Annotated in this window: 26 protein-coding genes and 3 tRNA genes; 3 read left to right on the plus strand and 26 right to left on the minus strand. The window is 66.4% G+C overall.

Annotated features, from left to right (window positions below):
* Nucleotides 1–24: 24 nt before the first annotated feature.
* From rpoB to ACLM5J_RS01970, 20 genes are all read right to left on the minus strand, one after another.
* Nucleotides 25–3,564, minus strand: a complete 3,540-nt coding sequence (gene rpoB / locus ACLM5J_RS01875; RefSeq protein WP_413654307.1) for a DNA-directed RNA polymerase subunit beta — start codon at nucleotides 3,562–3,564, stop codon at nucleotides 25–27.
* Between the two features lie 244 nt (nucleotides 3,565–3,808).
* Nucleotides 3,809–4,852, minus strand: a complete 1,044-nt coding sequence (locus tag ACLM5J_RS01880) for a J domain-containing protein (protein WP_413654308.1) — start codon at nucleotides 4,850–4,852, stop codon at nucleotides 3,809–3,811.
* Entirely contained in the window at nucleotides 4,849–5,472 is a 624-nt protein-coding gene (locus ACLM5J_RS01885; RefSeq protein WP_413654309.1) for a hypothetical protein, read from the minus strand. The genes ACLM5J_RS01880 and ACLM5J_RS01885 overlap by 4 nt, the downstream gene beginning before the upstream one ends.
* On the minus strand, nucleotides 5,462–6,754 hold the full coding sequence (locus ACLM5J_RS01890) for an MCE family protein (protein ID WP_413654310.1): 1,293 nt from the start codon (nucleotides 6,752–6,754) through the stop codon (nucleotides 5,462–5,464). The genes ACLM5J_RS01885 and ACLM5J_RS01890 overlap by 11 nt, the downstream gene beginning before the upstream one ends.
* Nucleotides 6,751–8,202 carry an MCE family protein gene (locus tag ACLM5J_RS01895; RefSeq protein ID WP_413654311.1) on the minus strand — a complete coding sequence of 484 codons (1,452 nt, stop codon included), beginning with the start codon at nucleotides 8,200–8,202 and terminating at the stop codon, nucleotides 6,751–6,753. The genes ACLM5J_RS01890 and ACLM5J_RS01895 overlap by 4 nt, the downstream gene beginning before the upstream one ends.
* Nucleotides 8,199–9,305, minus strand: coding sequence for an MCE family protein (locus ACLM5J_RS01900; RefSeq protein ID WP_413654312.1), 1,107 nt, complete (start codon nucleotides 9,303–9,305; stop codon nucleotides 8,199–8,201). Before ACLM5J_RS01900 ends, ACLM5J_RS01895 begins: the two co-directional genes overlap by 4 nt.
* On the minus strand, nucleotides 9,305–10,279 hold the full coding sequence (locus ACLM5J_RS01905; protein ID WP_413654313.1) for an MCE family protein: 975 nt from the start codon (nucleotides 10,277–10,279) through the stop codon (nucleotides 9,305–9,307). Before ACLM5J_RS01905 ends, ACLM5J_RS01900 begins: the two co-directional genes overlap by 1 nt.
* Nucleotides 10,276–11,322, minus strand: a complete 1,047-nt coding sequence (locus ACLM5J_RS01910; RefSeq protein WP_413654314.1) for an MCE family protein — start codon at nucleotides 11,320–11,322, stop codon at nucleotides 10,276–10,278. Before ACLM5J_RS01910 ends, ACLM5J_RS01905 begins: the two co-directional genes overlap by 4 nt.
* Nucleotides 11,319–12,599 carry an MCE family protein gene (locus ACLM5J_RS01915; RefSeq protein ID WP_413654315.1) on the minus strand — a complete coding sequence of 427 codons (1,281 nt, stop codon included), beginning with the start codon at nucleotides 12,597–12,599 and terminating at the stop codon, nucleotides 11,319–11,321. The genes ACLM5J_RS01910 and ACLM5J_RS01915 overlap by 4 nt, the downstream gene beginning before the upstream one ends.
* Before the next feature lie 2 nt (nucleotides 12,600–12,601).
* Nucleotides 12,602–13,438 carry an MlaE family ABC transporter permease gene (locus ACLM5J_RS01920; protein ID WP_413654316.1) on the minus strand — a complete coding sequence of 279 codons (837 nt, stop codon included), beginning with the start codon at nucleotides 13,436–13,438 and terminating at the stop codon, nucleotides 12,602–12,604.
* A complete protein-coding gene (locus ACLM5J_RS01925; RefSeq protein WP_413654317.1) occupies nucleotides 13,435–14,214 on the minus strand; it encodes an MlaE family ABC transporter permease in 780 nt (259 codons plus the stop codon). The genes ACLM5J_RS01920 and ACLM5J_RS01925 overlap by 4 nt, the downstream gene beginning before the upstream one ends.
* Before the next feature lie 8 nt (nucleotides 14,215–14,222).
* Nucleotides 14,223–15,179, minus strand: coding sequence for an ABC transporter ATP-binding protein (locus tag ACLM5J_RS01930; protein ID WP_413654318.1), 957 nt, complete (start codon nucleotides 15,177–15,179; stop codon nucleotides 14,223–14,225).
* A gap of 272 nt (nucleotides 15,180–15,451) precedes the next feature.
* Nucleotides 15,452–15,838 carry a 50S ribosomal protein L7/L12 gene (gene rplL, locus ACLM5J_RS01935; RefSeq protein WP_413654319.1) on the minus strand — a complete coding sequence of 129 codons (387 nt, stop codon included), beginning with the start codon at nucleotides 15,836–15,838 and terminating at the stop codon, nucleotides 15,452–15,454.
* 76 nt (nucleotides 15,839–15,914) lie between these two features.
* Nucleotides 15,915–16,556: a 50S ribosomal protein L10 gene (rplJ, locus tag ACLM5J_RS01940; RefSeq protein WP_413654320.1), complete on the minus strand. Its 642-nt coding sequence runs from the start codon at nucleotides 16,554–16,556 to the stop codon at nucleotides 15,915–15,917.
* Nucleotides 16,557–16,819: 263 nt separating this feature from the next.
* Nucleotides 16,820–17,626: a hypothetical protein gene (locus ACLM5J_RS01945; RefSeq protein WP_413654321.1), complete on the minus strand. Its 807-nt coding sequence runs from the start codon at nucleotides 17,624–17,626 to the stop codon at nucleotides 16,820–16,822.
* A gap of 216 nt (nucleotides 17,627–17,842) precedes the next feature.
* A complete protein-coding gene (gene rplA / locus ACLM5J_RS01950; protein ID WP_413654322.1) occupies nucleotides 17,843–18,556 on the minus strand; it encodes a 50S ribosomal protein L1 in 714 nt (237 codons plus the stop codon).
* A 63-nt stretch (nucleotides 18,557–18,619) separates the two neighbouring features.
* Nucleotides 18,620–19,048, minus strand: coding sequence for a 50S ribosomal protein L11 (gene rplK / locus ACLM5J_RS01955; RefSeq protein WP_413654323.1), 429 nt, complete (start codon nucleotides 19,046–19,048; stop codon nucleotides 18,620–18,622).
* An 85-nt stretch (nucleotides 19,049–19,133) separates the two neighbouring features.
* The gene (gene nusG / locus ACLM5J_RS01960) at nucleotides 19,134–19,958 is read right to left on the minus strand and encodes a transcription termination/antitermination protein NusG (protein WP_413654324.1); all 825 of its coding nucleotides are present in this window, start codon (nucleotides 19,956–19,958) and stop codon (nucleotides 19,134–19,136) included.
* Between the two features lie 56 nt (nucleotides 19,959–20,014).
* Complete coding sequence (secE, locus tag ACLM5J_RS01965; RefSeq protein ID WP_413654325.1) at nucleotides 20,015–20,257, minus strand: preprotein translocase subunit SecE; 243 nt, start codon at nucleotides 20,255–20,257, stop codon at nucleotides 20,015–20,017.
* Nucleotides 20,258–20,333: 76 nt separating this feature from the next.
* Nucleotides 20,334–20,406, minus strand: a tRNA-Trp gene (locus ACLM5J_RS01970).
* 166 nt (nucleotides 20,407–20,572) lie between these two features.
* Here ACLM5J_RS01970 and ACLM5J_RS01975 point away from each other — a divergent pair.
* Genes ACLM5J_RS01975 through ACLM5J_RS01985 form a run of 3 tightly spaced genes read left to right on the plus strand, consistent with a single transcriptional unit; the run spans nucleotide 20,573 to nucleotide 23,445 of the window.
* Entirely contained in the window at nucleotides 20,573–21,874 is a 1,302-nt protein-coding gene (locus tag ACLM5J_RS01975) for an aminotransferase class I/II-fold pyridoxal phosphate-dependent enzyme (protein ID WP_413654326.1), read from the plus strand.
* Between the two features lie 57 nt (nucleotides 21,875–21,931).
* A complete protein-coding gene (locus tag ACLM5J_RS01980) occupies nucleotides 21,932–22,954 on the plus strand; it encodes an adenosine deaminase (RefSeq protein ID WP_413654327.1) in 1,023 nt (340 codons plus the stop codon).
* Nucleotides 22,955–23,001: 47 nt separating this feature from the next.
* Nucleotides 23,002–23,445 carry a hypothetical protein gene (locus ACLM5J_RS01985; RefSeq protein ID WP_413654328.1) on the plus strand — a complete coding sequence of 148 codons (444 nt, stop codon included), beginning with the start codon at nucleotides 23,002–23,004 and terminating at the stop codon, nucleotides 23,443–23,445.
* Nucleotides 23,446–23,452: 7 nt separating this feature from the next.
* Here the strand turns inward: ACLM5J_RS01985 and ACLM5J_RS01990 are convergent, their stop codons facing one another.
* The 6 genes from ACLM5J_RS01990 to ACLM5J_RS02015 all read right to left on the minus strand — a co-directional run bounded on the left by ACLM5J_RS01990 (nucleotide 23,453) and on the right by ACLM5J_RS02015 (nucleotide 25,822).
* Entirely contained in the window at nucleotides 23,453–24,487 is a 1,035-nt protein-coding gene (locus ACLM5J_RS01990; protein WP_413654329.1) for a UDP-N-acetylmuramate dehydrogenase, read from the minus strand.
* Nucleotides 24,480–24,866 (minus strand): MaoC/PaaZ C-terminal domain-containing protein, encoded by a 387-nt coding sequence (locus tag ACLM5J_RS01995; protein WP_413654330.1) that lies wholly within the window; start codon nucleotides 24,864–24,866, stop codon nucleotides 24,480–24,482. The genes ACLM5J_RS01990 and ACLM5J_RS01995 overlap by 8 nt, the downstream gene beginning before the upstream one ends.
* Complete coding sequence (locus tag ACLM5J_RS02000; RefSeq protein ID WP_413654331.1) at nucleotides 24,866–25,264, minus strand: MaoC family dehydratase N-terminal domain-containing protein; 399 nt, start codon at nucleotides 25,262–25,264, stop codon at nucleotides 24,866–24,868. Before ACLM5J_RS02000 ends, ACLM5J_RS01995 begins: the two co-directional genes overlap by 1 nt.
* A 135-nt stretch (nucleotides 25,265–25,399) precedes the next feature.
* Nucleotides 25,400–25,570 (minus strand): 50S ribosomal protein L33, encoded by a 171-nt coding sequence (rpmG, locus tag ACLM5J_RS02005; protein WP_110206760.1) that lies wholly within the window; start codon nucleotides 25,568–25,570, stop codon nucleotides 25,400–25,402.
* 58 nt (nucleotides 25,571–25,628) lie between these two features.
* Nucleotides 25,629–25,702, minus strand: a tRNA-Met gene (locus tag ACLM5J_RS02010).
* Nucleotides 25,703–25,749: 47 nt separating this feature from the next.
* Nucleotides 25,750–25,822, minus strand: a tRNA-Thr gene (locus ACLM5J_RS02015).
* Between the last annotated feature and the right edge of the window lie 17 nt (nucleotides 25,823–25,839).

The raw sequence follows: 25,839 nt of genomic DNA on the forward strand, positions 1-25,839 counted from the left end.
CGGCGATCGAGCCTGTCGAGATCATCAGACTTCTTCGACCGAGCTGGGCTCGCGCCGGGACAGGTCAATGCCCAGTTCCTCGGCGGCGCGGAAGACGTCTTCCTCCGCGTCGCGCATCTCGATGCGCGAACCGTCCTGGCTCAGCACCTCGACGTTGAGGCACAGCGACTGCATTTCCTTGACGAGAACCTTGAACGACTCGGGGATACCGGAGTCGGGGATGTTCTCGCCCTTGACGATCGCCTCGTAGACCTTGACACGACCGGGCACGTCATCGGACTTGATGGTGAGGAGCTCCTGCAGGGCGTAGGCGGCGCCGTACGCCTCCATCGCCCAGACCTCCATCTCACCGAAGCGCTGGCCACCGAACTGGGCCTTACCGCCGAGCGGCTGCTGGGTGATCATCGAGTACGGACCGGTGCTGCGGGCGTGGATCTTGTCGTCCACGAGGTGGTGCAGCTTCAGGATGTACTTGTAGCCGACCGCGACCGGGTCCGGGAACGGCTCACCGGTACGACCGTCGAACAACCGCGCCTTACCGGTGTGGTCGATCAGGCGGTCGCCGTCACGGTTCGGCAGGGTGGCGTCGAGGAGGCCGATGATCTCGTCCTCGCGGGCACCGTCGAACACCGGAGTGGCGACCTTGGTACCCGGCGCAGCCTTGTCCGCACCGATGCTGATCAGACGCTGCTTCCAGGCGGCGTCGGACTTGTCCTCGGAGAGGTCAAGGTCCCAACCCTGCTTGGCGAGCCAACCGAGGTGCAGCTCGAGGATCTGACCGATGTTCATACGACGCGGAACACCGAGCGGGTTCAGGATCACGTCGACCGGGGTGCCGTCCTCCATGAACGGCATGTCCTCGATCGGCAGGATCTTGGCGATAACGCCCTTGTTCCCGTGACGACCGGCGAGCTTGTCACCCACCGAGATCTTGCGCTTCTGCGCCACGTAGACACGGACCAGCTGGTTGACGCCGGGCGGCAGCTCGTCGCCGTCCTCACGGTCGAAGACCCGGACGCCGATGACGGTTCCGGACTCACCGTGCGGGACCTTCATCGAGGTGTCGCGGACCTCGCGAGCCTTCTCGCCGAAGATGGCGCGCAGCAGGCGCTCTTCGGGGGTCAGCTCGGTCTCGCCCTTCGGGGTCACCTTGCCGACGAGGATGTCACCGGTGGTGACCTCCGCGCCGATCCGGATGATGCCGCGCTCGTCGAGGTCGGCCAGGTTCTCGTCGGAGACGTTCGGGATGTCCCGGGTGATCTCCTCAGGGCCCAGCTTGGTGTCGCGAGCGTCGACCTCGTGCTCCTCGATGTGGATCGAGGTGAGCATGTCTTCCTGGACGAGGCGCTGCGACAGGATGATCGCGTCCTCGTAGTTGTGACCCTGCCAGGGCATGAACGCGACCAGCAGGTTGCGTCCCAGCGCCATTTCGGCGTCGTCGGTGCACGGACCGTCGGCGATCGGCGAACCGATCTCGAGCCGCTCACCCTCGGCGACCAGCGGGCGCTGGTTGATGCAGGTGCCCTGGTTCGAGCGCTTGAACTTGGCGAGGCGGTACGAGGAGTACGTGCCGTCGTCGTTCATCGTCTCGATCAGGTCGGCGGAGACCGACTGGACCACACCGGCCTTCGTCGCGGTGACGACGTCACCGGCGTCGACCGCGGCGCGGTACTCCATGCCGGTACCCACGAACGGGGCGTCGCTACGGATCAGCGGCACCGCCTGACGCTGCATGTTGGCACCCATGAGTGCACGGTTGGCGTCGTCGTGCTCGAGGAACGGGATCAGGGCGGTCGCCACCGACACCATCTGGCGCGGGGAGACGTCCATGTAGTCGACCTCGGCCGCGAGGACCTCGGAGACCTCACCGAGACGCTGGCGCACGAGCACCCGCTCGTCGGCGAACCGGTTGTTCTCGTCGAGCGCCGCGTTGGCCTGGGCGATGACGAACTTGTCCTCGTCGTCGGCGGTCAGGTAGTCGATCTGGTCGGTGAGCGCACCGTTCTCGACGCGACGGTAGGGCGTCTCGACGAAACCGAACGGGTTGATCCGACCGAACGACGCGAGCGAACCGATCAGACCGATGTTGGGACCTTCAGGGGTCTCGATCGGGCACATCCGGCCGTAGTGCGAGGTGTGGACGTCGCGGACCTCCATGCCGGCGCGGTCACGGGAGAGACCACCCGGGCCGAGCGCGGAGAGGCGGCGCTTGTGGGTCAGACCGGCGATCGGGTTGGTCTGGTCCATGAACTGCGAGAGCTGCGAGGTTCCGAAGAACTCCTTGAGCGCAGCGACCACGGGGCGGATGTTGATCAGGGACTGGGGCGTGATCGCCTCGACGTCCTGAGTCGTCATCCGCTCGCGGACTACGCGCTCCATCCGAGCCAGACCGGTACGGAGCTGGTTCTGGATGAGCTCACCGACGGTACGCATACGACGGTTACCGAAGTGGTCGATGTCGTCGGCGCGGACCTCGATGTCCTTGCCGTCGGCGTCGACGAGCACGGTGCCCTGGCCGTCCACGGCAACCTCGTCGCCGTTGTGCAGGCGGACGATGTAGCGGATCGCGGCGACGACGTCGGCGATGGTCAGGGTCTGCTGGTCGAACGCCTCGACCTGACCGAGCTTCTTGTTGATCTTGTAACGACCGACCTTGGCCAGGTCGTAGCGCTTCGGGTTGAAGTAGTAGTTCTTCAACAGGGTGAGCGCGGCTTCACGCGTCGGCGGCTCGCCCGGGCGCAGCTTGCGGTAGATGTCGAGCAGCGCGTCGTCCGGACCGGAGGTGTTGTCCTTCTCCAAGGTCAGCTGGATCGACTCGTACTGGCTGAGGTCAGCCATGACTGCCTCGTAGTCGTACTCTTCGCCGGTCTCCTCGGCGACGGCGACGAACGCCTTGAGCAGGACCGTGACGTTCTGCTTGCGCTTGCGGTCGAGACGGACGCCGACCAGGTCGCGCTTGTCGATCTCGAACTCGAGCCACGCACCACGCGACGGGATCACCTTGGCGGTGAAGATGTCCTTGTCGGAGGTCTTGTCAGCGGCACGCTCGAAGTAGACACCGGGCGAACGGACCAGCTGCGAGACGACGACACGCTCGGTGCCGTTGATGACGAAGGTGCCCTTGTCGGACATCAGCGGGAACTCACCCATGAAGACCGTCTGGCCCTTGATCTCACCAGTGTCGTTGTTGGTGAACTCAGCCGAGACGTAGAGGGGTGCGGAGTAGGTGAAGTCCTTCTCCTTGCACTCCTCGACGGTGTACTTGGGGTCGTAGAAGACGGGGTTCTCGAACGAGAGAGACATCGTCTCGGAGAAGTCTTCGATCGGCGAGATCTCTTCGAAGATCTCAGTCAGACCCGACTTGGTGGATACGTCTTCACCGGCAGCCTGGCGGTCTGCGACCGACTGCTGCCACCGCTCGTTACCGATCAGCCAGTCGAAGCTGTCGGTCTGGAGGGCCAGCAACTGCGGGACCTCAAGCGGCTCGGTGATCTTTGCAAAGGAGATGCGACGTGGGTTGTTGCTTGCTGCTTCAGCGCGCGCGGCCAAGAGTGTGTCCTTCAAGGAATTCGCTCTTTATGTGACGCCGGTCCACCACTAACCAGCCACCGGGCAGGCGGGAAAGCATTTGAGGGCAGGCGCAAGGATCTATCGTACAGGGTCCTTGCAACGTCCACAACCCCTCGCGCATGGATCACAGAAAGATCGATGCGCTGCTGCCCGATGATGATGAACCGTGAAGCCCATCGAGGTCAAGCCGCCACCCCCAGCACGGGAGAACTTTCCCGTGCTGGGCGGTGCGATCAGCTCATTCGGCGGGCGAGCTCTGCGGGTCCGCGCCCGGCGTGGCAGGCGGCGTCGCGCCACCCTGCTCAGAGGCGCCGTCCTGGCCTTCGGAGCCGGAGTCGTTGCTCTCGATGCCGGTGATGTCGTCGACGAGCCAACTGCCGCTCTTCTCCACCATGGTCAGCCCGACCATGATGAACCCGGTGCCCTTGTCCCCCGATGCGTTGCTGGCTTCATTGCGTAACACAGCGACCAGTTCGACCCGCTGCCCGTCGTCTGAGGCTCGGACCACTCCGGTCGCCAGTACGGTGGTGGTCACCACCGCCTTGACCTCCTTGGCACTGGCTTGGACCAGGCTCCAGGTCTTGGCGAAGCTGCTCTCGTAGTAGCTCGGGGTGAGGATCGCGGCGGCCCGCTTGCGGGCCCCCTCCAGGTCGTCCCAGCGGTAGGTGAGCACGTCGCCGAAGTGCTCGGACGCGGCGGTCCGAGCCTCCGCGATCGACTCCTCGACGTCGTCGGAGTCGTTGCTGGCGAACTGGAAGTAACCGGCGACCCCGGCGCAGACCAGCGTGGCCAACGCCAACGCGATCAGCAGCCAGGCCGGCACCGGACGCTGCCGCGTCGCCCCCGCAGGATCGACGACCGGCGGCACCCCGCTCGCCCGCTCCCGTCGGTCCGGTGCGTTCGGGTCGATCTCCTCGAGCTCGTCGTCGAAGTCGTCGTCGTCCTCCTCGACGTCGTCGAGGTCGTCATCGGCCAGTTCGTCGTCGTCCGGCGCGTCGTCCGCTACTACCGCGGAATCCGACGCTGCCACCGACTCCGACTCCGGCTCCGGCTCTGGCTCCGGCTCCGGCTCTGGCTCTGGCTCTGGCTCTGGCTCCGGGAGGGTCAGGTCATAGGCGGCGCGGGCCTCGGCGTCCAGGAGGACCTTGGCAGCGTCGTTGTAGAGCCCGAACCGGCGATCGGTGGGGTCGAAGTCGGCGATCGCGTCACGCCAGGCGTCGCGGATCTGTTCGGTGGAGGCGTCGCGGGAGACACCCAGGACGTCGTACCAGCTGGCGCTCACTCCTGCGTCCCCTTCGAGTTCGGGGTCTCGGTGGGCTCAGCGCTCGGCGTCCCCTGCGGGGTCCCCGGCTGGCCGGCAGCCACGGCGAGGTCCTCCGGGTCGTCGTTGACGAGCCAGCGACCACCCACCTTGACCAGGCGGAGCCGCTTGGTGAAGCCGCTGTCCTCCAGGACCTGCTTCTCCAGGCTGCTCACCGAGGAGCCACCGACCAGGACGCTGGCCGAGTCGGAGTCCATCTCCTCGACGCCGACCCGGTCGACCACGGTCTCCACCCGGAGCCCCTGCACGACGAGATCGGTGTACCGCGCCAACCAGGCGTCGAGCGCCGGCTTGTAGCTCGCGGTGATCAGCGGGGCGACCCGGTCACGGTAGCCGGTCAGCTGCTTGCTGTCGTCGAGGTCGTCGGGCGAGTAGTTGGAGGCGGCGAGGGTGTAGGCACGAGCCGCAACCATCACCGCGTCGCGGCCCTGCTGCGGCGACTCGGAGTCGTCGGAGGCGTCGCGTGCGGCGACCACCAGCCAGACCACCGAGGCGACCAGCAGCAGGCCGAGTACTCCGGCCAGGACACGCGTCAGCAACGGTGACCGCAGACCGGTCCCCGAACCCTCATCAACCAACACTCTCCGCCTTCGCCCCTCCGCTGGTCCGGAGCAGCAACCACTCCCACGTCGCTGCGCCCCGCGAGGTGCTCACGCTACCGGCAGAGTTCGCCGCACGCTTGCCGTCCACGCCGGGGGCCCAGACCAGTTGGTCGTCGTCGAGCGTCGCCACGACGGGAGCCCGGTAGTTCGCCGGTGCCCGCTTCGGAGCTGCGGCCGCGCCACGCGGGGTGGCGTTCGGGTCGCTGCATCGAGCGTCGGTGTTGAGATCGCGCCATTCGCCGTTGGCCGGGTTACGTTGATCGGTGCCCTCGTAGCCCTTGTGGCAGAGCTGGTGCGGGGTCAGGATCAGGCCGAAGTGGGCGTCGCGCAGACCGGTCTCCGGGTCCTTGGAGACCACCGTCATCCCGGCCTCGACCACGTACGGGTAGATCGCCAACAGGTGCTCGACGCCGTCCAACCGCTTGACCACCACCTCGCTGGTGGTGCGCAGGTTGTTGAGCAGCGAGGTCAGATCGATGTCGTTCTCCTCGATGAACCGCCGCAGCGTGTTCGCGGTCTCCGAACCCGTGTCGATGATCGTCCGCAGGTCCTTGTCGGAGCCGGCCAAGGTTGTGGTGAACAGATCCAGGTTGGTGGCGAAGCTCTTGATCGACTGCGCCAGGTCCAGCTGGGTGCCCAACACCTTGTTGGAGTCACGGATCAGCGACGTGGTCAGGTCGAAGTTGGCGTCCGCCGTCTCGATGAACGCGTTCGAGGTGTCGATGATCTGGCCGAGGTCCTCCCCGGTGCCGTCGAAGGCGAGGCCGAGCTCCTCGACAACGGTCCGTAGCGCGTCGCGGTCGACCGAGCCCGCCGTCGTCGCCACATCCGCGATCAGCTTCGCGGCCGGGATCGGGATCCGAGTGTTCGGCTCGTCGATCTCCGCGTTGTTGCGCAGGTAGGGGCCCTTGCTGACGTTCGGCTGCAGGTCGACGTACTGCTCGCCGACCGCGGACCGGTTCGCCACCTCGGCGATGGTGTCGGCGGGGATCTTGTCCCACTTGTTGTCGATCTCCAGGTGGACATCGACGCCGTCGTCGGTCAGCTCCATCTCACCCACCCGACCGATCGTGGTGCCCCGGTAGGTGACGCCAGCACCTTCGAAGATGCCGCCCGAGTCCGGGAAGTGCGCCACCACGGTGTACGAGGTGTCCAGGAAGAGCCTGTCGAGACGTGCATAGCGCGCGCCGACGAAGGCGACGCCGATCACCGTGATCAACGCGAAGATGGTCAGCTGGATGCGGGTGCGTCGGGTGATCATTGGGCCACTCCTCGCAGCATCAGTCCGGCCAGCGTCGGGTCGTACTCAGCCCCGAGGTCACCGACCTTCACCTCGAGCTCGGGCCGGCCGGCACGGCCCAGACCGAGCGAGCCGAGCAGGCTCTTGACGGCGTCCTCGGAGCCGGCGTCGCCCGAACCCTGGCCAGGTGCCTGCTTCGGCATCGGCAGCAGGCCACCGGCCTGACCGGGACGGAGGATCGGAGCGAGTAGCCCACAGACCGCCTTGTCCTGGTTCTTCTCCTGGGCACAGAGCGAGAGCAGCTGCAGCAGATTGGTCGGCACCGCGAGCACCCGCTTACAGGCCGGGGCGCTCAGGTTGCCCGCGCTCAGGCAGCTGAGCACGTCGTTGACCACGTGCCCGGGGTCGATCTCGGTCGGCAACAGGGTGGGCAGGATGCCGTTGCCCGTGGTGTCGAGCAGCCGGACGTCCAGCTTGATCGAGAGGTTCACGAAGTCGCCCATGTGCAGGCTCTTCGCCATCTCCGGGTCGCGGCCGACGGCCTCGTCCACGAAGGGATAGGTCAGGAAGACGTGGAACGCCTCGGCGAAGCTGTCGCCGCTGGCCGCCAACTGGCTGAGCACAGGCTGGAGCTGGGTCAGGGCATCGATGGTGCCGGCCTTCGACACCTTGATCACCCGGGTACCGGTGTTGCCGAGCTTGCTCAACGCCTGGAGCATCTTGACCAGGTCACCACGCTGCGCGTCCAACGACTCGACCGCGGCCGGCAGCTCGTCGAGAGCGGCGTTGATCGTGTCGCGTTGCTTGTTGGCGCTGACCGAAAGATCGTTGAGCCGTTCGATCGCGGTGACGATGTTGTGCTTGTTCTTGTTTAGCTCGCCCATGAAGGTCTCCAGCTGGGTCAGCACCGAACGAGCGCTGCCTTCCCGGCCTTCGAGTGCCTTGTTGAGCTCGCTGCTGATCACCTTGAGTTGGGCGACGCCACCACCGTTGAGGACCAGGCTGAGCGCGCTCAGCACCTCCTCCACCTCGGGGTTGCGGTTGGTCCGCTTCACGCCGATCCGGTCGCCGTTGCCGAGCCGGTCCGACGTCGGGTCGGCAGGCGCGTTGAGCGAGACGAACTTCTCGCCCAGCAGCGAGGTCTGGCGGATCTCCGCCTCGGCGTTGTCGGGCAGGTCGACGTCCTTGCGCAGGGTCAGCTCGACCTCTGCCTGGTAGCCCACCAACTTGACGTCGCTGACCTTGCCGACCGTGATGTCGTTGACCTTGACGGTCGACTGCGGCACCAGGTCGAGCACGTCGGGGAAGGTGACGGTGACCTTGATCGGGTCGCTGCCGACGTCGGCCCCACCGGGCAGCGGCATCTTGTAGACGCTGAAACCACAGGAGGTCAGGGTCAGCACCAGACCGGCCAGCAGAGCCATCCGCAGACCGCTGACGGTCGGGGTGAAACGTCGCACCGTGCTCATCGGGCCACCCCCAGCAGAGAGTCGAGTGAGGGGTCAGCCAGGCGCTCCGGCGTACCGGCTCGCTTGAGGCCCCCGAGCAGGGTCTCGATCAGGCCACAGGTGACCCCGGTCGGGTCGGCGGTGCCGACGATCGAGCAGAGGATCAGCGACGGGTTGCTGACCACCATGTGGGCCAGGTTCTCCAGGTTCGCCGAGGTGTCCAGGGTCGCCGACTGCGGGTTGTAGGTCAGCGCCAGGTTGTTCAGCGCCAACGGCCCGATCCGGAGGATCTCGTCCAGCTCACCGCGCCGCTTCACCAGCGTCTTGGAGATCCGGTTCAGACCCTTGATGTTCTTGCCCAGCAGGGCCTCGTTGTCCTTGACGAACGAGTTGACCTGGCCCAACGCCTGGCTGATGTTGCTCAGCGAGGCGGAGAGTTCTTCACGTTCGCCGGAGAGCAGCTTGGAGACCTCGCTCATCGAGGAGCTGAAGTCGCGGACGAGCTGGTCGTTGTCGGCCAGCGTGCTGATGAAGCCCTCCAGCTCCTCGGCCGCGCCGAACAGTTCGTCCTTGTTGTTCTCCAGAGTGCCGGTCAGCTTGCCCAGGTCCTTGATCGTGCTGTTGACCTTGGCACCTTGGCCCTTGAAGTTCTCGGCGGTGACCTCGAGCAGCTGGGTCAAGGCACCGTCGCTGTTGGCGCCCTCCGGGCCCAGCGCGACGACCAGGTCGTCGATGCTGCCGTAGATCTCGTCGAGCTCCAGCGGCATGCTGGTCTCCTTGATGACGCCGTTGTCCTTCAGCTTCTCGCCGCCCTTGTAGACCGGGGTCAGCTGGACGAAGCGGTCACCGACCACGCTCGGCGAGACGATCACCGCCTGCGCATCGGCCGGCAGGTTCACCGAGGCGTCGTAGGACATCTTCACCTTGACGCTGGTGCCTTGCGGCTCCACCGACTCGACCTGCCCGACGCCGACGCCCAGGACCCGGACCTCGGAGCCCTCGTAGATCGCCACCGTCCGCGGGAACGACGCCGTCACGTACTTACGCTCGTCGCCACCGAACATGGTGAACGCGGCCGCGATCAGCAGCGCCACGATCAGGCCCGGGATGATCAACCGCTTCATCACCGACCACCTCCGATCTGCGGGGGCGGCGGCATGTTCGTGATCCAGGTGTCGAACCACGGACCGTTGCCCAGGGTGTTGGCGAAGACTCGATAGAACGGGGCCATCAGGCGGAGCGACTCGTCGAGGTTGTCCTGGTTCTTGAGCAGCACCCGGACGACGGTGTCGAGGTTGGTCAGCGCCGGCTTCAGGTCGGCCTTGGAGTCGCGGACCAGAGCGGTGAGCTCCTGCGACATCTTCGACGTCGAGACCAGCAGCTTGTGGATCGCGTCGCGACGTCCGACGAGCGCCTTGAAGAGGACGTCGGCGTCCTTCATCAGCGTGACGATGTCAGCGTCGCGGTCGCCCAGCACGCCGGAGACCTTGCGCAGGTTCTTGAGCAGGGTGTTGATCTGCTCGTCGCGGGCCGCCAGGTTCTGCGACAGCGCCGAGACACCCTTGAGCGCGGCCTGGAACTCCTCGGGGGTGTTCGCAGCGAGGTCGGTCAACGTGGCCAGCGACGTCTTGAGCTGCTCGACGTCGATGTCCTCCGACGTCTCGGCGAGCCCGGTGAAGGCGTCGACCACGTTGTAGGGCGACGACGTCCGCTCGACCGGGATCTCGGTGCCCTCCTTCATCTGCCCCGAGCCGCGCGGCTCGATGGCCAGGAACATGGCGCCCAGCAGGGTCTTGACCTTGATCGAGGCAGCGGAGTCCGCTCCGAACGCGGCGTCCTTCTCGATCCGGAAGGTGACTTGGACGTGGTCGCCGTCCAGGGCCACCTTCTCGACCTTGCCGACGCGGACGCCGGCGATCCGGACCTCATCGCCGGACTTCAGGCCACCGGCCTCGGCGAAGGCGGCGTGGTAGGTGTCGCCCCCACCGATCAACGGCAGGTCACCGGCCCGGAAGGCGGCCAGCATCAGCGCCGCGAGGACGGCGATGCTGATCGCGCCGATCACGACGGGGTTGCGCTCACGAAATGGCTTACTCATGAAAGGAAACACCTCTTCGGAGTCAGCGATTCCGTCGGTGGGTAGTTGACGGTGAGCGCAGGCAGCGGCCCGACCTTGACCTGGCCCTCCACCGAGCAGAGGAAGAAGTTGAACCACGAACCGTAGGTGGCGGTGCGCCCGATCTTGGTCAGCTTGATCGGCAGCACCTGCAACGCCCGGTCGATCTCCGCCCGGCCCTTGCTCAGGTTGCCGGCGAACTTGCGCAGCGCCTTGACGTCGTTGACGAACGGTTCGCGGACGCCGTCGACCAGGTCGGCGGTCTGCTCCGACAACTCGGAGATGTTGTCGAGCGACCCGAGGATCTCCTGGCGGTCGTCGCGGAGCCCCGAGACCAGGGTCTTGAGGTTGACGATCAGAGTGGAGAGTTCGTCGTCGCGGTCGCCGATGGTGACCAGCACGTCGTTGAGGTTGACGATCAGGTCACCGATCACCTGGTCACGCGCAGCGAGGGTCTGGGTGACCTCCGCGGTGTGGCCGAGCAGCCCCTCGACGGTGCCGCCCTCGTTCTGGAAGACCTGGATCACCTCGTAGGAGAGCTGGTTGAGGTCTTGCGGCGAAAGCGCCTGGAAGAGCGGCTTGAAGCCGTTGAACAGCACCGTGAGGTCGAGGGCCGGGGAGGTCTTGGCGACCGGGATCACCGTCTCCTCCTTGAGGTTGCCGCCGCCGTCGCCGCGCTGGGTCAGCGAGAGGTACCGCTGGCCGACCAGGTTGCGGTACCGGATCGCGACATGCGTGTCGTCGGTGACTGCCGCGTGGTCCTCGACCGAGAAGGTGACCCGAGCCCGGGTCCGGTCGACGATCTCGACGTCCTTGACGGTGCCGACCTTGACGCCGGCGATCCGGACGTCGTCGCCCTTGACCACACCGGTGGCGTCGACGAAGTCCGCGCGGAAGTTCCGCGAACTGCCACCACCGAGGTTGCCGATGATCACGACCAAGACGCTGGTGGCCAGCATCGTGACGATCACGAAGATGATCAGCTTGACCAGATCTGCGCTGGTCTTCTTGTCGAGCCCGATCACTTGACGCTCACCTCCGTGCCGCGCAGCAGCGGCGCGTAGAGCAGCACCCCGAGGTCGGAGACCTCACTGCTGGGCTCCCCCAACTGCGCGGCCAGCAGACCGCGGGCCAGCGCGGCCTCGGCCGCACCGCCGGCGGTGGTGCTGACATCGAAGCCGGGCAGCGTACGCATGATGCCCTTGCCGGTCGGCTCGTCGACGCCGTCGTCGAAGTTCGGCGGGTTCCGGTACGGGTTCGCCTGGTTGTACGGCACGTTCGGCAAGGTGCCGCAGTAGGGCCCGTTCTTGGCGCCGAACCGCGGCTTGTCCTGCGGTCCGTACTTGCGCGGCTGGTTCGGAACGACTTCGAGGTTGATGTGCAAGGTCTGGCCGCGGAAGGCCTCGGCCTGCCCCGCCCCGGCACCGACGATGCCCTTGACCAGGCACGGGAAGCTCGGCGAGTACTTGGCCAGGACCCGCAGTTGCTGTGCGCCGAGGTCGGCGACGCGGACCAGGTTCTCCTCGTTCTTGGCCAGGAAGGCTCCGGTCACACCGGAGAACTTGGAGACGTCGCGGAACAACCGGGTGAGCTCCTTCTCCTTCGTGGTCAGGGTCTTCCCGGTCAGGATCGAGTTGCGCAGGATGGAGGCGATCTCCGGGATCACGTCGTTGTAGACGTCCGAGACCTGCCCGGTGAGCTTGATGTCCTCGACCAGCTTCGGGAGCTGGGGGTTCATCCGCTTCAGGTAGTTGTCGAGCACCTCGAGGTTGCCGCCGAGAGCCTCGCCGCGGCCTTCCAGCGCCGTGGCCAGCGCGGTCAGGGTCTTGTTGAGGTCGCCGGGCGAGACCGTACGTAGCAGGGGGTACAGGTCGTTGAGGGCTTCCTCGACCTCGGTGCTCAGCACGGTCTGGGTGATCCGCCCACCGGCCCGGATCGCGCGCGTCGACGGCTGCGCCGGGACCTGGAGCGCGACGTACTTCTCGCCGAAGAGGGTCTTCGGCTCGATCCGTGCGGTGACGTTCTCCGGGATCGTGTCGATCTTCTCCGGGTAGAGCCCGAGGACCAGCTCGGCGCGCCCGCGCACGTTCTTGGTCTCCAGTACCTCCCCCACGATCACGCCGCGGATCTTGACGTCGGCCCGCGAGGGCAGCGCCAGACCGACGTTCGAGGCCTCCAGGGTGACCTCGTCGTAGTCGACGAACTTCTTGCTGAAGATCGCACCGGTGAACCAGATGCCGGTCAGGATCAGCGCCAGGAAGACGAGGCCGATCACCTTGTGTTGAGCCAGGACCTTGTTCATCGCTAGCCCGCCAATCTGACTGTGGTGCTGGTGCCCCAGATCGCCATCGACAAGAAGAGGTCGATCACGTTGATGGCCACGATCGAGGTACGGACCGCGCGGCCCACCGCGACGCCGACGCCCGCCGGACCACCGCTGGCGTTGTAGCCGTGGTAGCAGTGGATCAGGATCACCACGACTGCGAAGACCAGCACCTTGCCGAACGACCAGAGCACGTCACCCGGCGGGAGGAACTGGTTGAAGTAGTGGTCGTAGGTACCGGCGCTCTGGCCGAAGAAGGTGGTGACGGTTAGCCGGGTCGCGAAGTAGGAGGCGAGCAGACCGACGATGTAGAGCGGAACGACCGCGATCAGGCCGCCGATGATCCGGGTGGTGACCAGGAACGGGAGCGACGGGATCGCCATCACTTCGAGGGCGTCGATCTCCTCGGAGATCCGCATCGCCCCGAGCTGTGCGGTGAAGCCGCAGCCCACGGTCGCCGCCAATGCGATGCCCGCGACCAGCGGGGCGATCTCGCGGGTGTTGAAGTAGGCGGAGACGAAGCCGGAGAAGGCGGCGGTGCCGATCTGGTTCAGCGCGGCGTAGCCCTGCAGACCCACCTCGGTACCGGTGAAGAAGCACATCGCCGTGATCACGCCGACGGTGCCGCCGATCACGGCCAGCGAACCGGAGCCCAGGGTCACCTCGGCGAGGATCCGCAGGACCTCCTTCTTGTACCGCCGGATCGTGCGCGGGGTCCAGGCCAACGCACGCAGGTAGAACGCCAGTTGGGAGCCCAGCGTGTCGAGCAGCTTCGCGGGTCGGTCCACGACCGACTTCAAATTCGCCACTGGGCTCACCCTGTCTTCGACGGGACGAGCTGGAGGTAGATCGCGCTCATCACGAAGTTCACCATGAACAGCAACATGAAGGTGATCACCACGGACTCGTTGACGGCGTCACCCACGCCCTTGGGGCCACCACCCGCGTTCATCCCCTTGTAGCAGGCCACGATCGCTGCGATCAGGCCGAAGACCAAGGCTTTCGCCATCCCTTGCCACAGGTCTGGTAGTTGGGCGAGCGCTGTGAAGCTGGCTATATAGGCGCCTGGAGTGCCGTCTTGGAGGACGACGTTGAAGAAGTAACCTCCGGCGACACCGACGACGGAGACCAGACCGTTGAGGAAGACGGCGACCAACATGCAGGCCAGCACCCGCGGCACGACGAGCCGTTGGATCGGATCGATCCCCAGCACCATCATCGCGTCGAGCTCTTCGCGGATCTTGCGCGCGCCGAGGTCAGCCGCGATCGCCGAACCGCCGGCGCCCGCGATCAACAACGAGGTCGCGATCGGTCCCGCTTCTCGGACCACGGCGAGCACCGATGCGGAGCCGGTGAACGACTCCGCCCCGAACTGCTTGATCAGCCCACCCACCTGCAGCGCGATCACCGCACCGAACGGGATCGCGACCAGCGCGGTCGGAATGATCGTTACCGAGGCGATGAACCAGGCCTGCTGGATGAACTCGCGCAGTTGGAAGGGTCGCCGGAACATCGAGCGGCCGACGTCGAGACCGAAGGCAAAGAGATTGCCCGCGGTCCCGATCGGCGCGAGAACACGAGAGGTCGTCGTCATGGACGGCGTCAGGAACCGGGGGCGAGACCGGCGTTCGCCGACTCGAACGATCCGGGGGGCGGCGTCACGCCGTTGAGACGGCACCATTCACCGGCCGGACGCTGCCGCTTGCGCGGAATGCCGCTGGACGGCTCCAGCTGCAGCGGGATCGGGGGCAGCGGCGGCATGACCATGTCCTTCTCCGCCTCGAGCTCGTCGGCGTCCTTCTCCTCCGACATACCGATCGGGCCCACGGTCTGTGCGTTCAGGAACTGACGCACCACCGGCTCCTCCGAGCTCAGCAGCATCTCGCGCGGACCGAACATCGCCAGGTGCTTGTGGTAGAGCAGGCCGATGTTGTCCGGCACCGTCCGGGTGCTGTTGATGTCGTGGGTCACGATCAGGAACGTCGCGTCGATCTGCGCGTTCAGGTCGATGAAGAGCTGGTTGATGAAGGACGTACGCACCGGGTCCAGACCCGAGTCCGGCTCATCGATCAGCAGGATCTCGGGGTCGAGCACCAACGCCCGCGCCAGACCGGCCCGCTTCCGCATACCACCGGAGATCTCACCGGGGAGCTTCGTCTCCGCGCCGATCAGACCGACCAGGTCCATCTTCTCCATCACGATGTTGCGAATCTCCGACTCGCTCTTCTTCGTGTGCTCACGCAGCGGGAAGGCGACGTTGTCGTAGAGGTTCATCGAGCCGAACATCGCGCCGTCCTGGAACAGCACCCCGAACAGCTTGCGGATCTCGTAGAGGTCCTTCTCCGAACACGAGGCGATGTCGGTGCCCTCGATCAGGATGGAGCCCTTGTCCGGCTTGATCAGGCCGATCAGGGCCTTCAGGAAGACCGACTTACCGGTACCCGACGGGCCCAGCATGACCGAGACCTCACCGGCCGGGATGGTCAGCGAAACGTCACCCCAGATCAGCTGCTTCCCAAACGACTTGGTCAGCTCATTGATCTTGATCTCAACGCCCATGATGCCCTCTTTCGTCGTACTTCGGCTGACGCGCAGCGAAGCAACCCTCCCAGGTCACAGCCCATCCGCCCGCTAGTTACTCCTGAGTGTCAACGCGGGCGTCTGGCCAAAGTTACGGGGTTTCTGCGACGTCGGTCACGTAGTTGGCAGAACCTGTTCCAATTCTTTGACCGGGGACGACGAAATGCCGCAGGGCGGCCACCCCTAGTGGGATGACCGCCCTGAAGCGTGACGCTCTCAGCTGATCGGGACCAGCCGGGAACGTCGATGAATCACTTGACCGAAACGGTGGCGCCGGCGCCTTCGAGGGCTTCCTTCGCCTTCTCGGCCGTGGCCTTGTCGACGCCCTCGAGGATCGCCTTGGGCGCACCCTCGACGAGCTCCTTGGCCTCCTTCAGACCGAGGGAGGTAAGGCCGCGCACCTCCTTGATGACGTTGATCTTCTTGTCACCAGCGGCCTCGAGGACGACGTCGAAGTCGCTCTTCTCTTCGGCAGCGGCCTCACCGGCGCCACCGGCGGCCGGGGCAGCGGCAACGGCGACCGGAGCAGCGGCGGTCACGCCGAAGGTCTCCTCGAACTCCTTAACGAACTCGGAGAGCTCGATGAGGGTCATTTCCTTGAACGCGTCGAGCAGCTCTGCGGTGCTGAGCTTCGCCATGGTGGCGTTTCCTTCCGTTTGTGGCCCCGCGGCGTACTAACCGCGGGCCAGGGTTACAGGTGGTACGTCGGCCCGATCAGGCTTCGGTGGACTCGGCTTCGGACGCCTCAGGAGCGGACTCCTCGGCGGCCTCCTCGGCCGGGGCTTCCTCGGCGGCGTCGACCGGAGCGGGAGCACCGGCACCACCTGCGAGGATCGTGGGGTCCTGCTGCGCCTTGGCCTCGAGGGCGCCGGCGAGCCGGGCAGCCTGCGAGATCGGGGCGTTGAGCAGGTAGACGGCCTGGGAGAGCGAGGCCAGCAGTGCGCCGGCCAGCTTGCCCAGAAGCACCTCGCGCGACTCAAGATCGGCCAGCTTGGCGATCTCGGAAGCGTCAAGGAAGTTGCCGTCGAGGACGCCACCCTTGATGACAAGGGCGGGGTTCGCCTTGGCAAAGTCACGCAGGCCCTTGGCAGCCTCAACGACGTCACCTTCGATGAAGGCGATGGCGGTGGGGCCGGTAAGGAGCTCGTCAAAGCCCTCGATTCCCGCTTCCTTGGCGGCAATCTGAGCAAGCGTGTTCTTGACCACGGCGTAGTTGGCGTTCTCGCCGAGCGAGCGCCGCAGCTGCTGCAGCTCCGCAACGGTGAGACCGCGGTACTCGGTCAGTACAGCGCCGGCAGCGTTGTTGAATGCCTCAACAACCTCTGCCACAGCAGCTGCCTTGTCTGGCCGTGCCATGGGTCTCCTTCCGAACTACTTCGTTGGTTCGAGACCTCCGCGGCAGCGCTTGATCGGGCAAGCCCGGCCAAGACAAAACGCCCTGGCGCATGCGCTCAGGGCGTTGATAGATCCTCGGATCTTGCTCTGGGCACCTGCGCAGGCCGCCCCTTGCGGGGACCTTCGGCACACTGACGGGCAGCGTGACGACCGGCGGTCTCTGGTTTCCGAGAAGAAGCTTAAGGGGCCGTCCACGCACCTCCAAATCGACGGCCCCACACGCGCTACTGGGCGTCCTGGGTCTCCAGCTTGCGCTCGGTGACCTGGTCGGCGCTCGGCGCCTGGATGTCGAAGGACTTGCCGTAGTCGGAGTAGTACGTGGTGGTCTCGCTACCCGAGGTCGGGGCCGCGCTCTGCAGCTGCACCGGGCGGTTCTTGCTGTCCAGCCACAGTTCGATCTGCACCCGCTGCACCGTCGGGTCCACACCCGGGGCAGCCGCGTCCTCGCTCGGCTCCAGGATCACCCGGTACTTCACGGTCTTCACCTCGCGGTCCTGGAGGTCGGTGATCACCTCGGTGCCGACGACCTTCGCCTCAATGGTGGTGAACCCCTCCTGGAGGCCGGCGACGTCGGTCGACAGGCGGTTCAGCGCCTCAGCGTTGAAGGTGCCAGCGGGGTAGGAGTACCAGGTGGTGGCGCCGCTGCCCTGCGGGTTCTTCTCAAAGAAGGTGGTTCCGTCCCACAGGCCCTCGAGCACTCCCCCGGCTGGGTTCGGCATCTGGATCCGGAACGCCTGAACGTCGCCGCGCCGCTCGACCTGGACCACGTTGCTGGCCTGCTCCTGGCCCTGTACCTGGGCAAGGGTCGTCACCTGCCACGAGCCGGCGTCCGCCTGCGCGTCGGCGATGGTCTCGAAGATCTTGTCCGCATCGATCGCGGTGAAGCCGGCGGGTACCTTCATCGCGCCGCCCTCGCCCTGCTCGTCCTGGGCGTGCTTGCCCCAGAGGGTCAGGCCCAGGAGCAGGGCAACAGCCAACACAGCAACGGTGACGGCGACGACGGCGGTACGCGCGGGGATGTTACGAGACATGAACCGAAGTCAACCACGCAGTTGGTGAGCGCCCGCATCGTGCCCTACCCGCACGTACTCCGCGGCCCGGCGTCGGGAAATGCAGAAGGCCCCGAGCGCCTTGGCGCTCGGGGCCTTCTGGATGTTCTCAGAGCAGAAGCTCAGGCCGACGTCCCTTTCGGGACCTGGCCGTCCTTGCCTCGGTCACACGAGCAAGCTCGCGGACGCTCGGCTGCGTCAGGCCTCGTCCTCGCCCGCAACGTTGCGGGTGCGGTTCGGGTCGACCTGGACGCCGGGGCCCATCGTCGTGGAGACGGTGACCTTCTTGATGTAGCGACCCTTGGAGCTGGCCGGCTTGAGACGCAGCACCTCTTCGAGGGCAGCGGCGTAGTTCTCAGCGAGCTGGGTCTCCGAGAAGGAGGCCTTGCCGATGATGAAGTGCAGGTTCGAGTGACGGTCCACGCGGAACTCGATCTTGCCGCCCTTGATGTCGGCAACAGCCTTCGCGACGTCCGGGGTCACGGTGCCGGTCTTCGGGTTCGGCATGAGCGAACGCGGGCCGAGCACGCGGCCGAGGCGACCGACCTTGCCCATCATGTCGGGGGTGGCAACCACGGCGTCGAAGTCGAGCCAGCCGCCGTTGACCTTCTCGATGAGCTCGTCGCCACCGACGAAGTCAGCGCCGGCCTCGCGGGCGGCCTCTGCCTTCTCAGCGTTGGCGAACACGAGGACGCGGGCGGTCTTACCGGTGCCGTGCGGCAGGTTGACGGTGCCACGGACCATCTGGTCGGCCTTGCGGGGGTCGACACCGAGTCGCATGACGACGTCCACGGTCTCGTTGAACTTCTTCTTGCTTGCGGCCTTGGCGATCTTGATCGCGGCCAGCGGGGCGTAGAGCTCGTTCTTGTCGAACGTCTCAGCCGCCGCGCGGTAGGTCTTGCTGCGCTGCATGGAGATTCCTTAAGTCGATACGGAGATGTGGTTAGCGGGCCAGCGCGGCCCTCCCACGGGGATTCAGTCGGTGGTAACGCCCATGGAGCGGGCGGTGCCCTCGACGATCAGCATGGCTGCGTCGATGTCGTTGGCGTTCAGGTCAGGAAGCTTGGTCTGAGCGATCTCGCGCACCTGGTCCTTGGTCAGCTTGCCGACCTTGTCCTTGTGCGGGACAGCCGAGCCCTTCGCCAGACCAGCGGCCTTCTTGATCAGCTCCGCAGCCGGCGGGGTCTTGGTCACGAAGGTGAAGGTGCGGTCTTCGTAGATGGTGATCTCAACCGGGATCACGTTTCCACGCATGGACTCCGTCTGGGCGTTGTACGCCTTGCAGAAGTCCATGATGTTCACGCCGTGGGGACCGAGAGCGGTACCGACCGGCGGAGCGGGAGTGGCGGAGCCAGCCTGCAGCTGCACCTTGACCAGGGCAGCAATCTTCTTCTTGGGAGGCATTGTCTAATCGGGTCCTTTTTGACTTGCGGTTTCGTGGTCATCTCGAGGGCGGACACCCTCTGCCACCTGGGTGAAGCTGTGAGCCTCAGACCTTCTGGATCTGGTTGAAGCTCAGCTCGACCGGAGTCTCCCGGCCGAAGATCTCAACGAGGGCCTTGACCCTCTGCGCCTCGGCGTTGATCTCAGTGATCGTCGCGTGCAGCGTGGCGAACGGACCGTCGACCACCATCACCGAGTCGGTGACGTCGAAGTCAGCGACCTCGATCGTCTTGCGCGCAGGCGCAGCGGTGTGGGTCTCGGCACCGGAAGCAGCAGCCTCGGCCTCGACCTCGGCGGCGACCGTCGGGGCCAACCAGTTCTCGACCTCGGAGAGGGTCAGCGGCACCGGCTGGTGGCTGTTACCCACGAAACCGGTCACGGACGGCGTGTGGCGCACAGCTGCCCACGACTCGTCGGTGAGGTCCATCCGGACCAGGACGTAACCGGCGAAACGGGTGCGGTTGACGGTCTTGCGCTGACCGTTCTTGATCTCCGCGACGTCCTCGGTGGGGACCACGACCTCGTGGATGTAGTCCTCCATGTTGAGCGAGATCACGCGGTTCTCAAGGTTCGCCTTGACCCGCTTCTCCATACCCGAGTAGGTGTGGATGACGTACCACTCGCCCGGCTTGGCCCACAGCTCGTTGCGCCACGCCTCGAGCGGGTCCACCTCGGGCTGCTCGGCTGCGGGCGCGTCGTCCTCGGCTGCGTCGCCGGCGTCCTCGTCGAGGTCGTCTTCGACCTCGGAGCCATCGAACTCGGACTCGACGACGTCGTCCTGGTCGGTCAGCTCGGCGTCAACAGGAGATTCCTCCTGGACCGGCTCGACCGCTACCTCGTCGTACTGCTCCGACACGTGATGCTCCGTCATGTTGATGAAATGTCACCGCGAACGCGGTAGGCAGTGTGCCTCCGCGTTCGACGTTACTACTGCTTTCCGGCTCCGCCGAAGACCTCGAAGACCAAGCGACCGAAGGCCAGGTCCAGGACCGAGACGATCGCCATCATCACGACCACGAAGACCAGCACCACGATGAAGTAGGTGGTGAGCTGCTCCTGGGTCGGCCAGACGACCTTACGCAGTTCGGCAATGGCTTGGCGAATGAAAGTCAGCGGCCCGGTGCGCTCAGGCTTCCCACCGGACTCGTGAACCGCGTCGCTGTTGGACACGTTCTCCACCTTCCACTGACTCTTCGGCTTCGCCGATCACTCGACGTTTCTGCATTGCTGGTTCTGCATTGCTTTGCAGGGCACGAGGGACTTGAACCCCCAACCTTCGGTTTTGGAGACCGATGCTCTGCCAGTTGAGCTAGTGCCCTTCGGTGCTTCTCTGAACAGTAAACCCGGTAGCTGGTGGGCATGACTGAACCTTGGCGAGAAACACCAGGGGATGAGTCTATGACGAAGCCGGAGGCAGAGTCCAAATGGGCCCCACTTCAGCCACGCGCCGCCCCTCGTAGCCGCGCGGGGAGCGCACGTGGAAACATGGGTCTCGTGACCGAGCCGAGCCAGAACCCTGCGCCCCTCTCCGCCCTGTCTGCCGATGAGTTGGCTGCCTTCTTGACCGAACAGCGCACTGCGTACGACGCGCTCAAGGCACTCGACCTGAAGCTCGACCTGACCCGCGGCAAGCCGGCCAGTTCGCAGCTCGACCTCTCCGACGGCCTGCTCACGTTGCCGACGAGCACCAAGGACGCAGCCGGCGTCGACGTCCGCAACTACGGCGGCCTCGAAGGCATCCGCGAGATCCGCGAGATGTTCGCCGACCTGCTCTGGGTCGAGCCGGAGCAGGTCGTCGCCGGCGGAAACTCCAGCCTGGTGATGATGCGCGAGGTGCTGGTCGACCTCTGGCTCAAGGGCGGCGTCGACTCCGAACGCCCCTGGGGCCAGGAGGAGAAGGTCACCTTCATCTGCCCGGTGCCCGGCTACGACCGGCACTTCACCCTGCTCGAGTGGTTCGGCATCGAGATGGTCACCGTCCCGATGAACGACGACGGCCCCGACGTCGACGCCGTCGCGGAACTCGCCGCCTCCGACCCGAGCATTAAGGGCATCTGGATCGTGCCCACCTACGCCAACCCGAGTGGCTCCATCGTGTCGCAGGAGATCGCCGCCCGACTCGCCTCGATGCCGACCGCAGCACCGGACTTCAAGATCTTCTGGGACAACGCCTATGCGTTCCACCACCTGACCGAGGACGAGGCGAAGAGCGCCGACATCCTGTCGCTGGCCGCCGCGGCGGGCCACCCGCACCGGCCGATCATGTTCGCCTCCACCTCGAAGATCACCTACGCCGGTGCCGGCGTCGCCTTCCTGGCCGGCTCGGTCGAGACCGTGAAGTGGTACACCGGACACCTCGGCAAGGGCGCGATCGGCCCGGACAAGGTGAACCAGCTGCGCCACGCCCAGTTCTTCGGTTCGGCCGAAGGCGTGCGCGCGCACATGGTCAAGCACCGCGAGATCATCGCCCCGAAGTTCGCCGAGGTGGAGCGGGTGCTCGCCGAGCGGCTCGGCGGCCTCGAGGTCGCGACCTGGACCCAGCCCACCGGTGGCTACTTCGTCAGCCTCGATGTGCTCGACGGCACCGCGGCCCGGGTCGTACAACTGGCCAAGGAGGCCGGGATCGCGCTGACCCCGGCCGGCTCGTCGTTCCCGAAGGGCGAGGACCCGCGCGACCGCAACATCCGCCTGGCCCCGACCTTCCCGGCACCCGAGGCCGTCACCGAGGCGATGGACGCCGTCGCCACCTGCGTCCTGCTGGCCGCAGCCGAGAAGCTCTCCAGCTAACGCCGTAGGCGGGTGCGAGAGCGAGGGGAGCACCGACGCATTCGGTACGGTTCTGGCGTGGGTGAACTTCGACGGAATCTGGCCACCTTGCCCAAGGCGCACCTGCACCTGCACTTCACCGGGTCGATGCGGCACCAGACCCTGGTCGAGTTGGCGGCGCGCGACGGCATCTCGCTCCCGGACGCTCTGGTCTCGGAGTGGCCGCCGCAGCTCTCCGCGGCCGACGAGAAGGGCTGGTTCCGCTTCCAACGCCTCTACGACGTCGCACGTTCGGTACTGCGCACCCCCGACGACGTCCGTCGACTGGTGCTGGAAGCCGCTGAGGACGACGTCCGCGACGGTGGACGTTGGCTCGAGATCCAGGTCGACCCGAGCGGATATGCCGCACTCTTCGGCGGCGTCACCGCCTTCACCGACCTGGTCCTGGACTGCGTCCGCGACGCGTCCGAGCGGACCGGGCTGCAGATCGCGGTGATCATCGCCGCCAACCGGACCAGGCACCCGCTCGACGCCCGCGCTCTGGCCCGCCTCGCCAGCCAGTACGCGGGCCGCGGTGTGGTCGGGTTCGGGCTCTCCAACGACGAACGCCGCGGAAACACCGCCGACTTCGGGCGAGCCTTCGAGATCGCGCGCCGCGCCGACCTGTTGCTCGCACCGCACGGCGGCGAGCTGCGCGGCCCGGAGAACATCCGTGCGTGTCTCGACCACCTGCACGCCGACCGCCTCGGCCACGGAGTCAGGGTCGGCGAGGACCCCGCGTTGTTGGAGCGGATCGCGACCCAGGGCATCGCCCTGGAGATCTGCCCGGTCTCCAACGTCGCGCTTGGGGTCTACAGCGACCTCACCTCGGTGCCGTTGCCTCAGCTCCTGGAGGGCGGCGCGACGATCGCTCTGGGCGCCGACGATCCCCTCCTCTTCGGCTCTCGGCTCGAAGGTCAGTACGCCACGATGCGCGCTGCGCACGACCTCTCGGACGGCCAGCTCGCCGAGCTGGCTCGGATGAGCTTCCGTGCCTCACGCGCCCCCTCCGACGTGGTGGCCACAGCGATGGCCGACATCGACGCCTGGCTCGCCAGCTGAGCTGAAACCATGCGCGCCAGCGCAACGGAGGTGGAAGACTCCGGCGCATGAACGACGCTCCGCAGAACGGCCCGATCCCCCCGGAGCAGCCGACACCCCCTCCGGGACAGGCGCCCGCCGGCTGGCAGGCCCCGCCGCCCGGCTACACCCAACAGCCGTGGCCGGCAGCGCCGCCCCCTGGCTGGGGCTATCCGACGCCGTTCCCACCGCCGCCGCCGACCCACCAGGACTCCAACACCGCGCTGATCTGGGGCATCGTTGCACTCTTCGGCGGCATGTCGTTCTGCCTTCCGCTGCTGGCCAGCCCCTTCGCCTTGTACTACGGCAGGCGCGTGGTTCGTGAGATCAACGAGAGCCCGCAGCCCCTGGGCGGGATGAGTGAGGCCAAGGCGGGTTACGTGATGGGCCTGATCGGCACCATCCTCATCGGTATTGCCGTGGCGCTCGTGCTCTTCTTCCTCGCGCTGTCGGCCTCCCAGCGGCAGGTCTGACTCCGACTCAGAGCGTGCAGCCCACCAGCACCGGCTCGTTGACCAACCGGACGCCGAACGCCCGCTCGACGCCGTCGCGCACCGCCCGTGCCAACTCCAGGACCTCCTCGGCACCGGCGCTGCCGCGGTTCGTCAGCGCGAGGGTGTGTTTGGTGGAGAGGCTGGCGGCCGCATCCGGCGTCAGCGCGAACCCCTTGCCGAATCCGGCGTTCTCGATCAGCCAGGCGGCGCTGGTCTTCACGGTGCCGTCGGGCTGGGCGTAGCGCGGAGCCGCGTCGGGCAACGCAGCCGCCTGCTCCGGCGCCAGCAGCGGATTGGTGAAGAACGAACCAGCACTCCAGGTGTCGTGGTCTGCGGCATCCAGCACCATCCCCTTGCCGCTGCGCAGTCTCAGCACCGCATCCCGGATGTCGGCGAGCGGCGCCCGCTCCCCCACCTCAAGGCCGAGGGTGCGCGCCAGCTCCGCGTAGCGGACCGGTTGGCCGAGCTCGCTGTTCTCGAGGCGGAAGTTGACCTCGAGCACCACGAACCGGCTCGGGTCCGCCTTGAACCGGCTGTGCCGGTAACCGAATGAGCACTCCTCGCCCGTGAAGCGCCGAATGCCGCGGAGCCGCCGGTCCCAGACCTTGACTTCGGAGATGGTCGCCGAGACCTCCTGGCCGTAGGCGCCGACGTTCTGGATCGGGGTGGAACCGACCGCACCGGGAATCCCGGAGAGCGCCTCGATCCCGCTCCAACCCTCGGCGACGGCCCGGGCCACGAACTCGTCCCAGATCACCCCGGCCTGGACGGCTACCTCGACCTGCCCGTCGACGGAGCCGACCGCGACACCGGCGGTGGCGACCTGGATCACCGTGCCTGCGAATCCCTCGTCAGCGACCAGCAGGTTGCTCCCGCCTGCCACCAGCAGCACCGGCTCACCGGCGTCGTCGGCGGCCGCGACCGCGGCGATCAGCTCGTCCTCGGTCGCGGCGCGCACGAAGCTGCGGGCCGGTCCCCCGACCCGCAGGGTGGTCAGATCAGCGAGGCGCACCTCAGACACGCACCACGGCCTTCATCGCCCCGAGCACGCCGACGCCGTCGCAGGTCACCGAGACGGAGAAGGAGCGGGTCGCGTCGTCCTCGGCGGTGACCTTGCCGGAGACATCGATCACGACGCCCTCGTCGTTGTCAGGGACGATCACCGGCTTGGTGAACTTGGCTCCGAACTCGACCACCCGGTCCGGGCCGCCGGCCCACTCCTCCACCGCTCGGGCCGCGAGAGCCAGGGTGAACATGCCGTGCGCGATCACCCCCGGTAGGCCAACCGACGTGGCGACGCGCTCGGAGTAGTGGATGGGGTTGAAGTCGCCGCTGGCCCCGGCGTAACGGACCAGGTCGGCGCGGGTCACCGTGAACTGCTGGGGGGTGAGGTCACTCATCAGGCTTCTCCGCGGTGGATCAGGGTCGACTTCGTCCGGCAGACCACGGCGCCGTCGGCGTCGGTGATCAGGCTGGAGGTGCCGATGATGTCGTTGCCGCCGATCTGGCGCAGCGTGTCGACGGTGAGCGTGGCGCTCAGCACGTCACCCGGACGGACCGGCCGCTCGTAGGCGAACCGCTGCTCGCCGTGCACGATCCGGAAGAGGTCGGCCTCGACATCCGCCAGGAAGTCGTTCATCGCCGCGAAGGCGACGACGATGGGGAACGTGGGAGGCACCACACCTTCGCTGTAGGTGGCACCGATCGCGGTCGCGAACTCGCGGACCTTGACCTCGGTCACCGGATACGGGGCAGTGGGCGGGAACTCCCTACCCACCAGGGAAGCGTCAATCGGCATAGGCGAAACGCTAGCAGCGCGCCGGGGCCGGCGAGCCGTGGCCTCCACCGGCCCCGCCTCGCCCGCCGCGAAATGCGTCAAGGGCTACACCTGGGAGTACCAGGTGTAGCCCTTGATCGGAGTACTAGTGCGCGATCAGCGCGTCTCGCGGTGCGCAGTGTGCGTGCGGCAACGCGGGCAGAACTTCTTCAGCTCAAGACGGTCGGGGTCGTTCCGACGGTTCTTCTTGGTGATGTAGTTCCGCTCCTTGCAGTCGACGCACGCGAGCGTGATCTTCGGGCGAACGTCAGAGCTCTTGCTGGCCACGGGAATCCTTCTTCACAGTCTGGTCCACACACCGTCCGGTGTGTTGCGTCATATTGAGTAGCGAGGGCGGGACTCGAACCCGCGACACCACGATTATGAGTCGTGTGCTCTAACCACCTGAGCTACCCCGCCGCCGGGACGGGGTGCCCAGCCGGCGAACCGGCTGAGCCCCAACCCAGAGCCCCTTTACGGAATCGAACCGTAGACCTTCTCCTTACCATGGAGACGCTCTGCCGACTGAGCTAAAGGGGCGCAACAGGAGAGAACAT

The organism is Nocardioides sp. Bht2 (genome assembly GCF_047308515.1).
Classification (GTDB): Bacteria; Actinomycetota; Actinomycetes; order Propionibacteriales; family Nocardioidaceae; genus Nocardioides.

What these genes read in the sequence shown, in the direction of transcription:
- rplJ (WP_413654320.1), bottom strand. Translation starts at nt 16,556, where the DNA reads ATGGCACGGCCAGACAAGGCAGCTGCTGTGGCAGAGGTTGTTGAGGCA.
- ACLM5J_RS01890 (WP_413654310.1), bottom strand. Translation starts at nt 6,754, where the DNA reads ATGATCACCCGACGCACCCGCATCCAGCTGACCATCTTCGCGTTGATC.
- rplL (WP_413654319.1), bottom strand. Translation starts at nt 15,838, where the DNA reads ATGGCGAAGCTCAGCACCGCAGAGCTGCTCGACGCGTTCAAGGAAATG.
- ACLM5J_RS01925 (WP_413654317.1), bottom strand. Translation starts at nt 14,214, where the DNA reads ATGACGACGACCTCTCGTGTTCTCGCGCCGATCGGGACCGCGGGCAAT.
- nusG (WP_413654324.1), bottom strand. Translation starts at nt 19,958, where the DNA reads ATGACGGAGCATCACGTGTCGGAGCAGTACGACGAGGTAGCGGTCGAG.
- ACLM5J_RS01905 (WP_413654313.1), bottom strand. Translation starts at nt 10,279, where the DNA reads ATGAGTAAGCCATTTCGTGAGCGCAACCCCGTCGTGATCGGCGCGATC.
- rplA (WP_413654322.1), bottom strand. Translation starts at nt 18,556, where the DNA reads ATGCAGCGCAGCAAGACCTACCGCGCGGCGGCTGAGACGTTCGACAAG.
- ACLM5J_RS01945 (WP_413654321.1), bottom strand. Translation starts at nt 17,626, where the DNA reads ATGTCTCGTAACATCCCCGCGCGTACCGCCGTCGTCGCCGTCACCGTT.
- ACLM5J_RS01975 (WP_413654326.1), top strand. Translation starts at nt 20,573, where the DNA reads ATGGGTCTCGTGACCGAGCCGAGCCAGAACCCTGCGCCCCTCTCCGCC.
- ACLM5J_RS01915 (WP_413654315.1), bottom strand. Translation starts at nt 12,599, where the DNA reads ATGAACAAGGTCCTGGCTCAACACAAGGTGATCGGCCTCGTCTTCCTG.
- ACLM5J_RS01930 (WP_413654318.1), bottom strand. Translation starts at nt 15,179, where the DNA reads ATGGGCGTTGAGATCAAGATCAATGAGCTGACCAAGTCGTTTGGGAAG.
- ACLM5J_RS01895 (WP_413654311.1), bottom strand. Translation starts at nt 8,202, where the DNA reads ATGAGCACGGTGCGACGTTTCACCCCGACCGTCAGCGGTCTGCGGATG.
- rplK (WP_413654323.1), bottom strand. Translation starts at nt 19,048, where the DNA reads ATGCCTCCCAAGAAGAAGATTGCTGCCCTGGTCAAGGTGCAGCTGCAG.
- ACLM5J_RS01995 (WP_413654330.1), bottom strand. Translation starts at nt 24,866, where the DNA reads ATGAGTGACCTCACCCCCCAGCAGTTCACGGTGACCCGCGCCGACCTG.
- ACLM5J_RS01900 (WP_413654312.1), bottom strand. Translation starts at nt 9,305, where the DNA reads ATGAAGCGGTTGATCATCCCGGGCCTGATCGTGGCGCTGCTGATCGCG.
- ACLM5J_RS02000 (WP_413654331.1), bottom strand. Translation starts at nt 25,264, where the DNA reads ATGCCGATTGACGCTTCCCTGGTGGGTAGGGAGTTCCCGCCCACTGCC.
- ACLM5J_RS01985 (WP_413654328.1), top strand. Translation starts at nt 23,002, where the DNA reads ATGAACGACGCTCCGCAGAACGGCCCGATCCCCCCGGAGCAGCCGACA.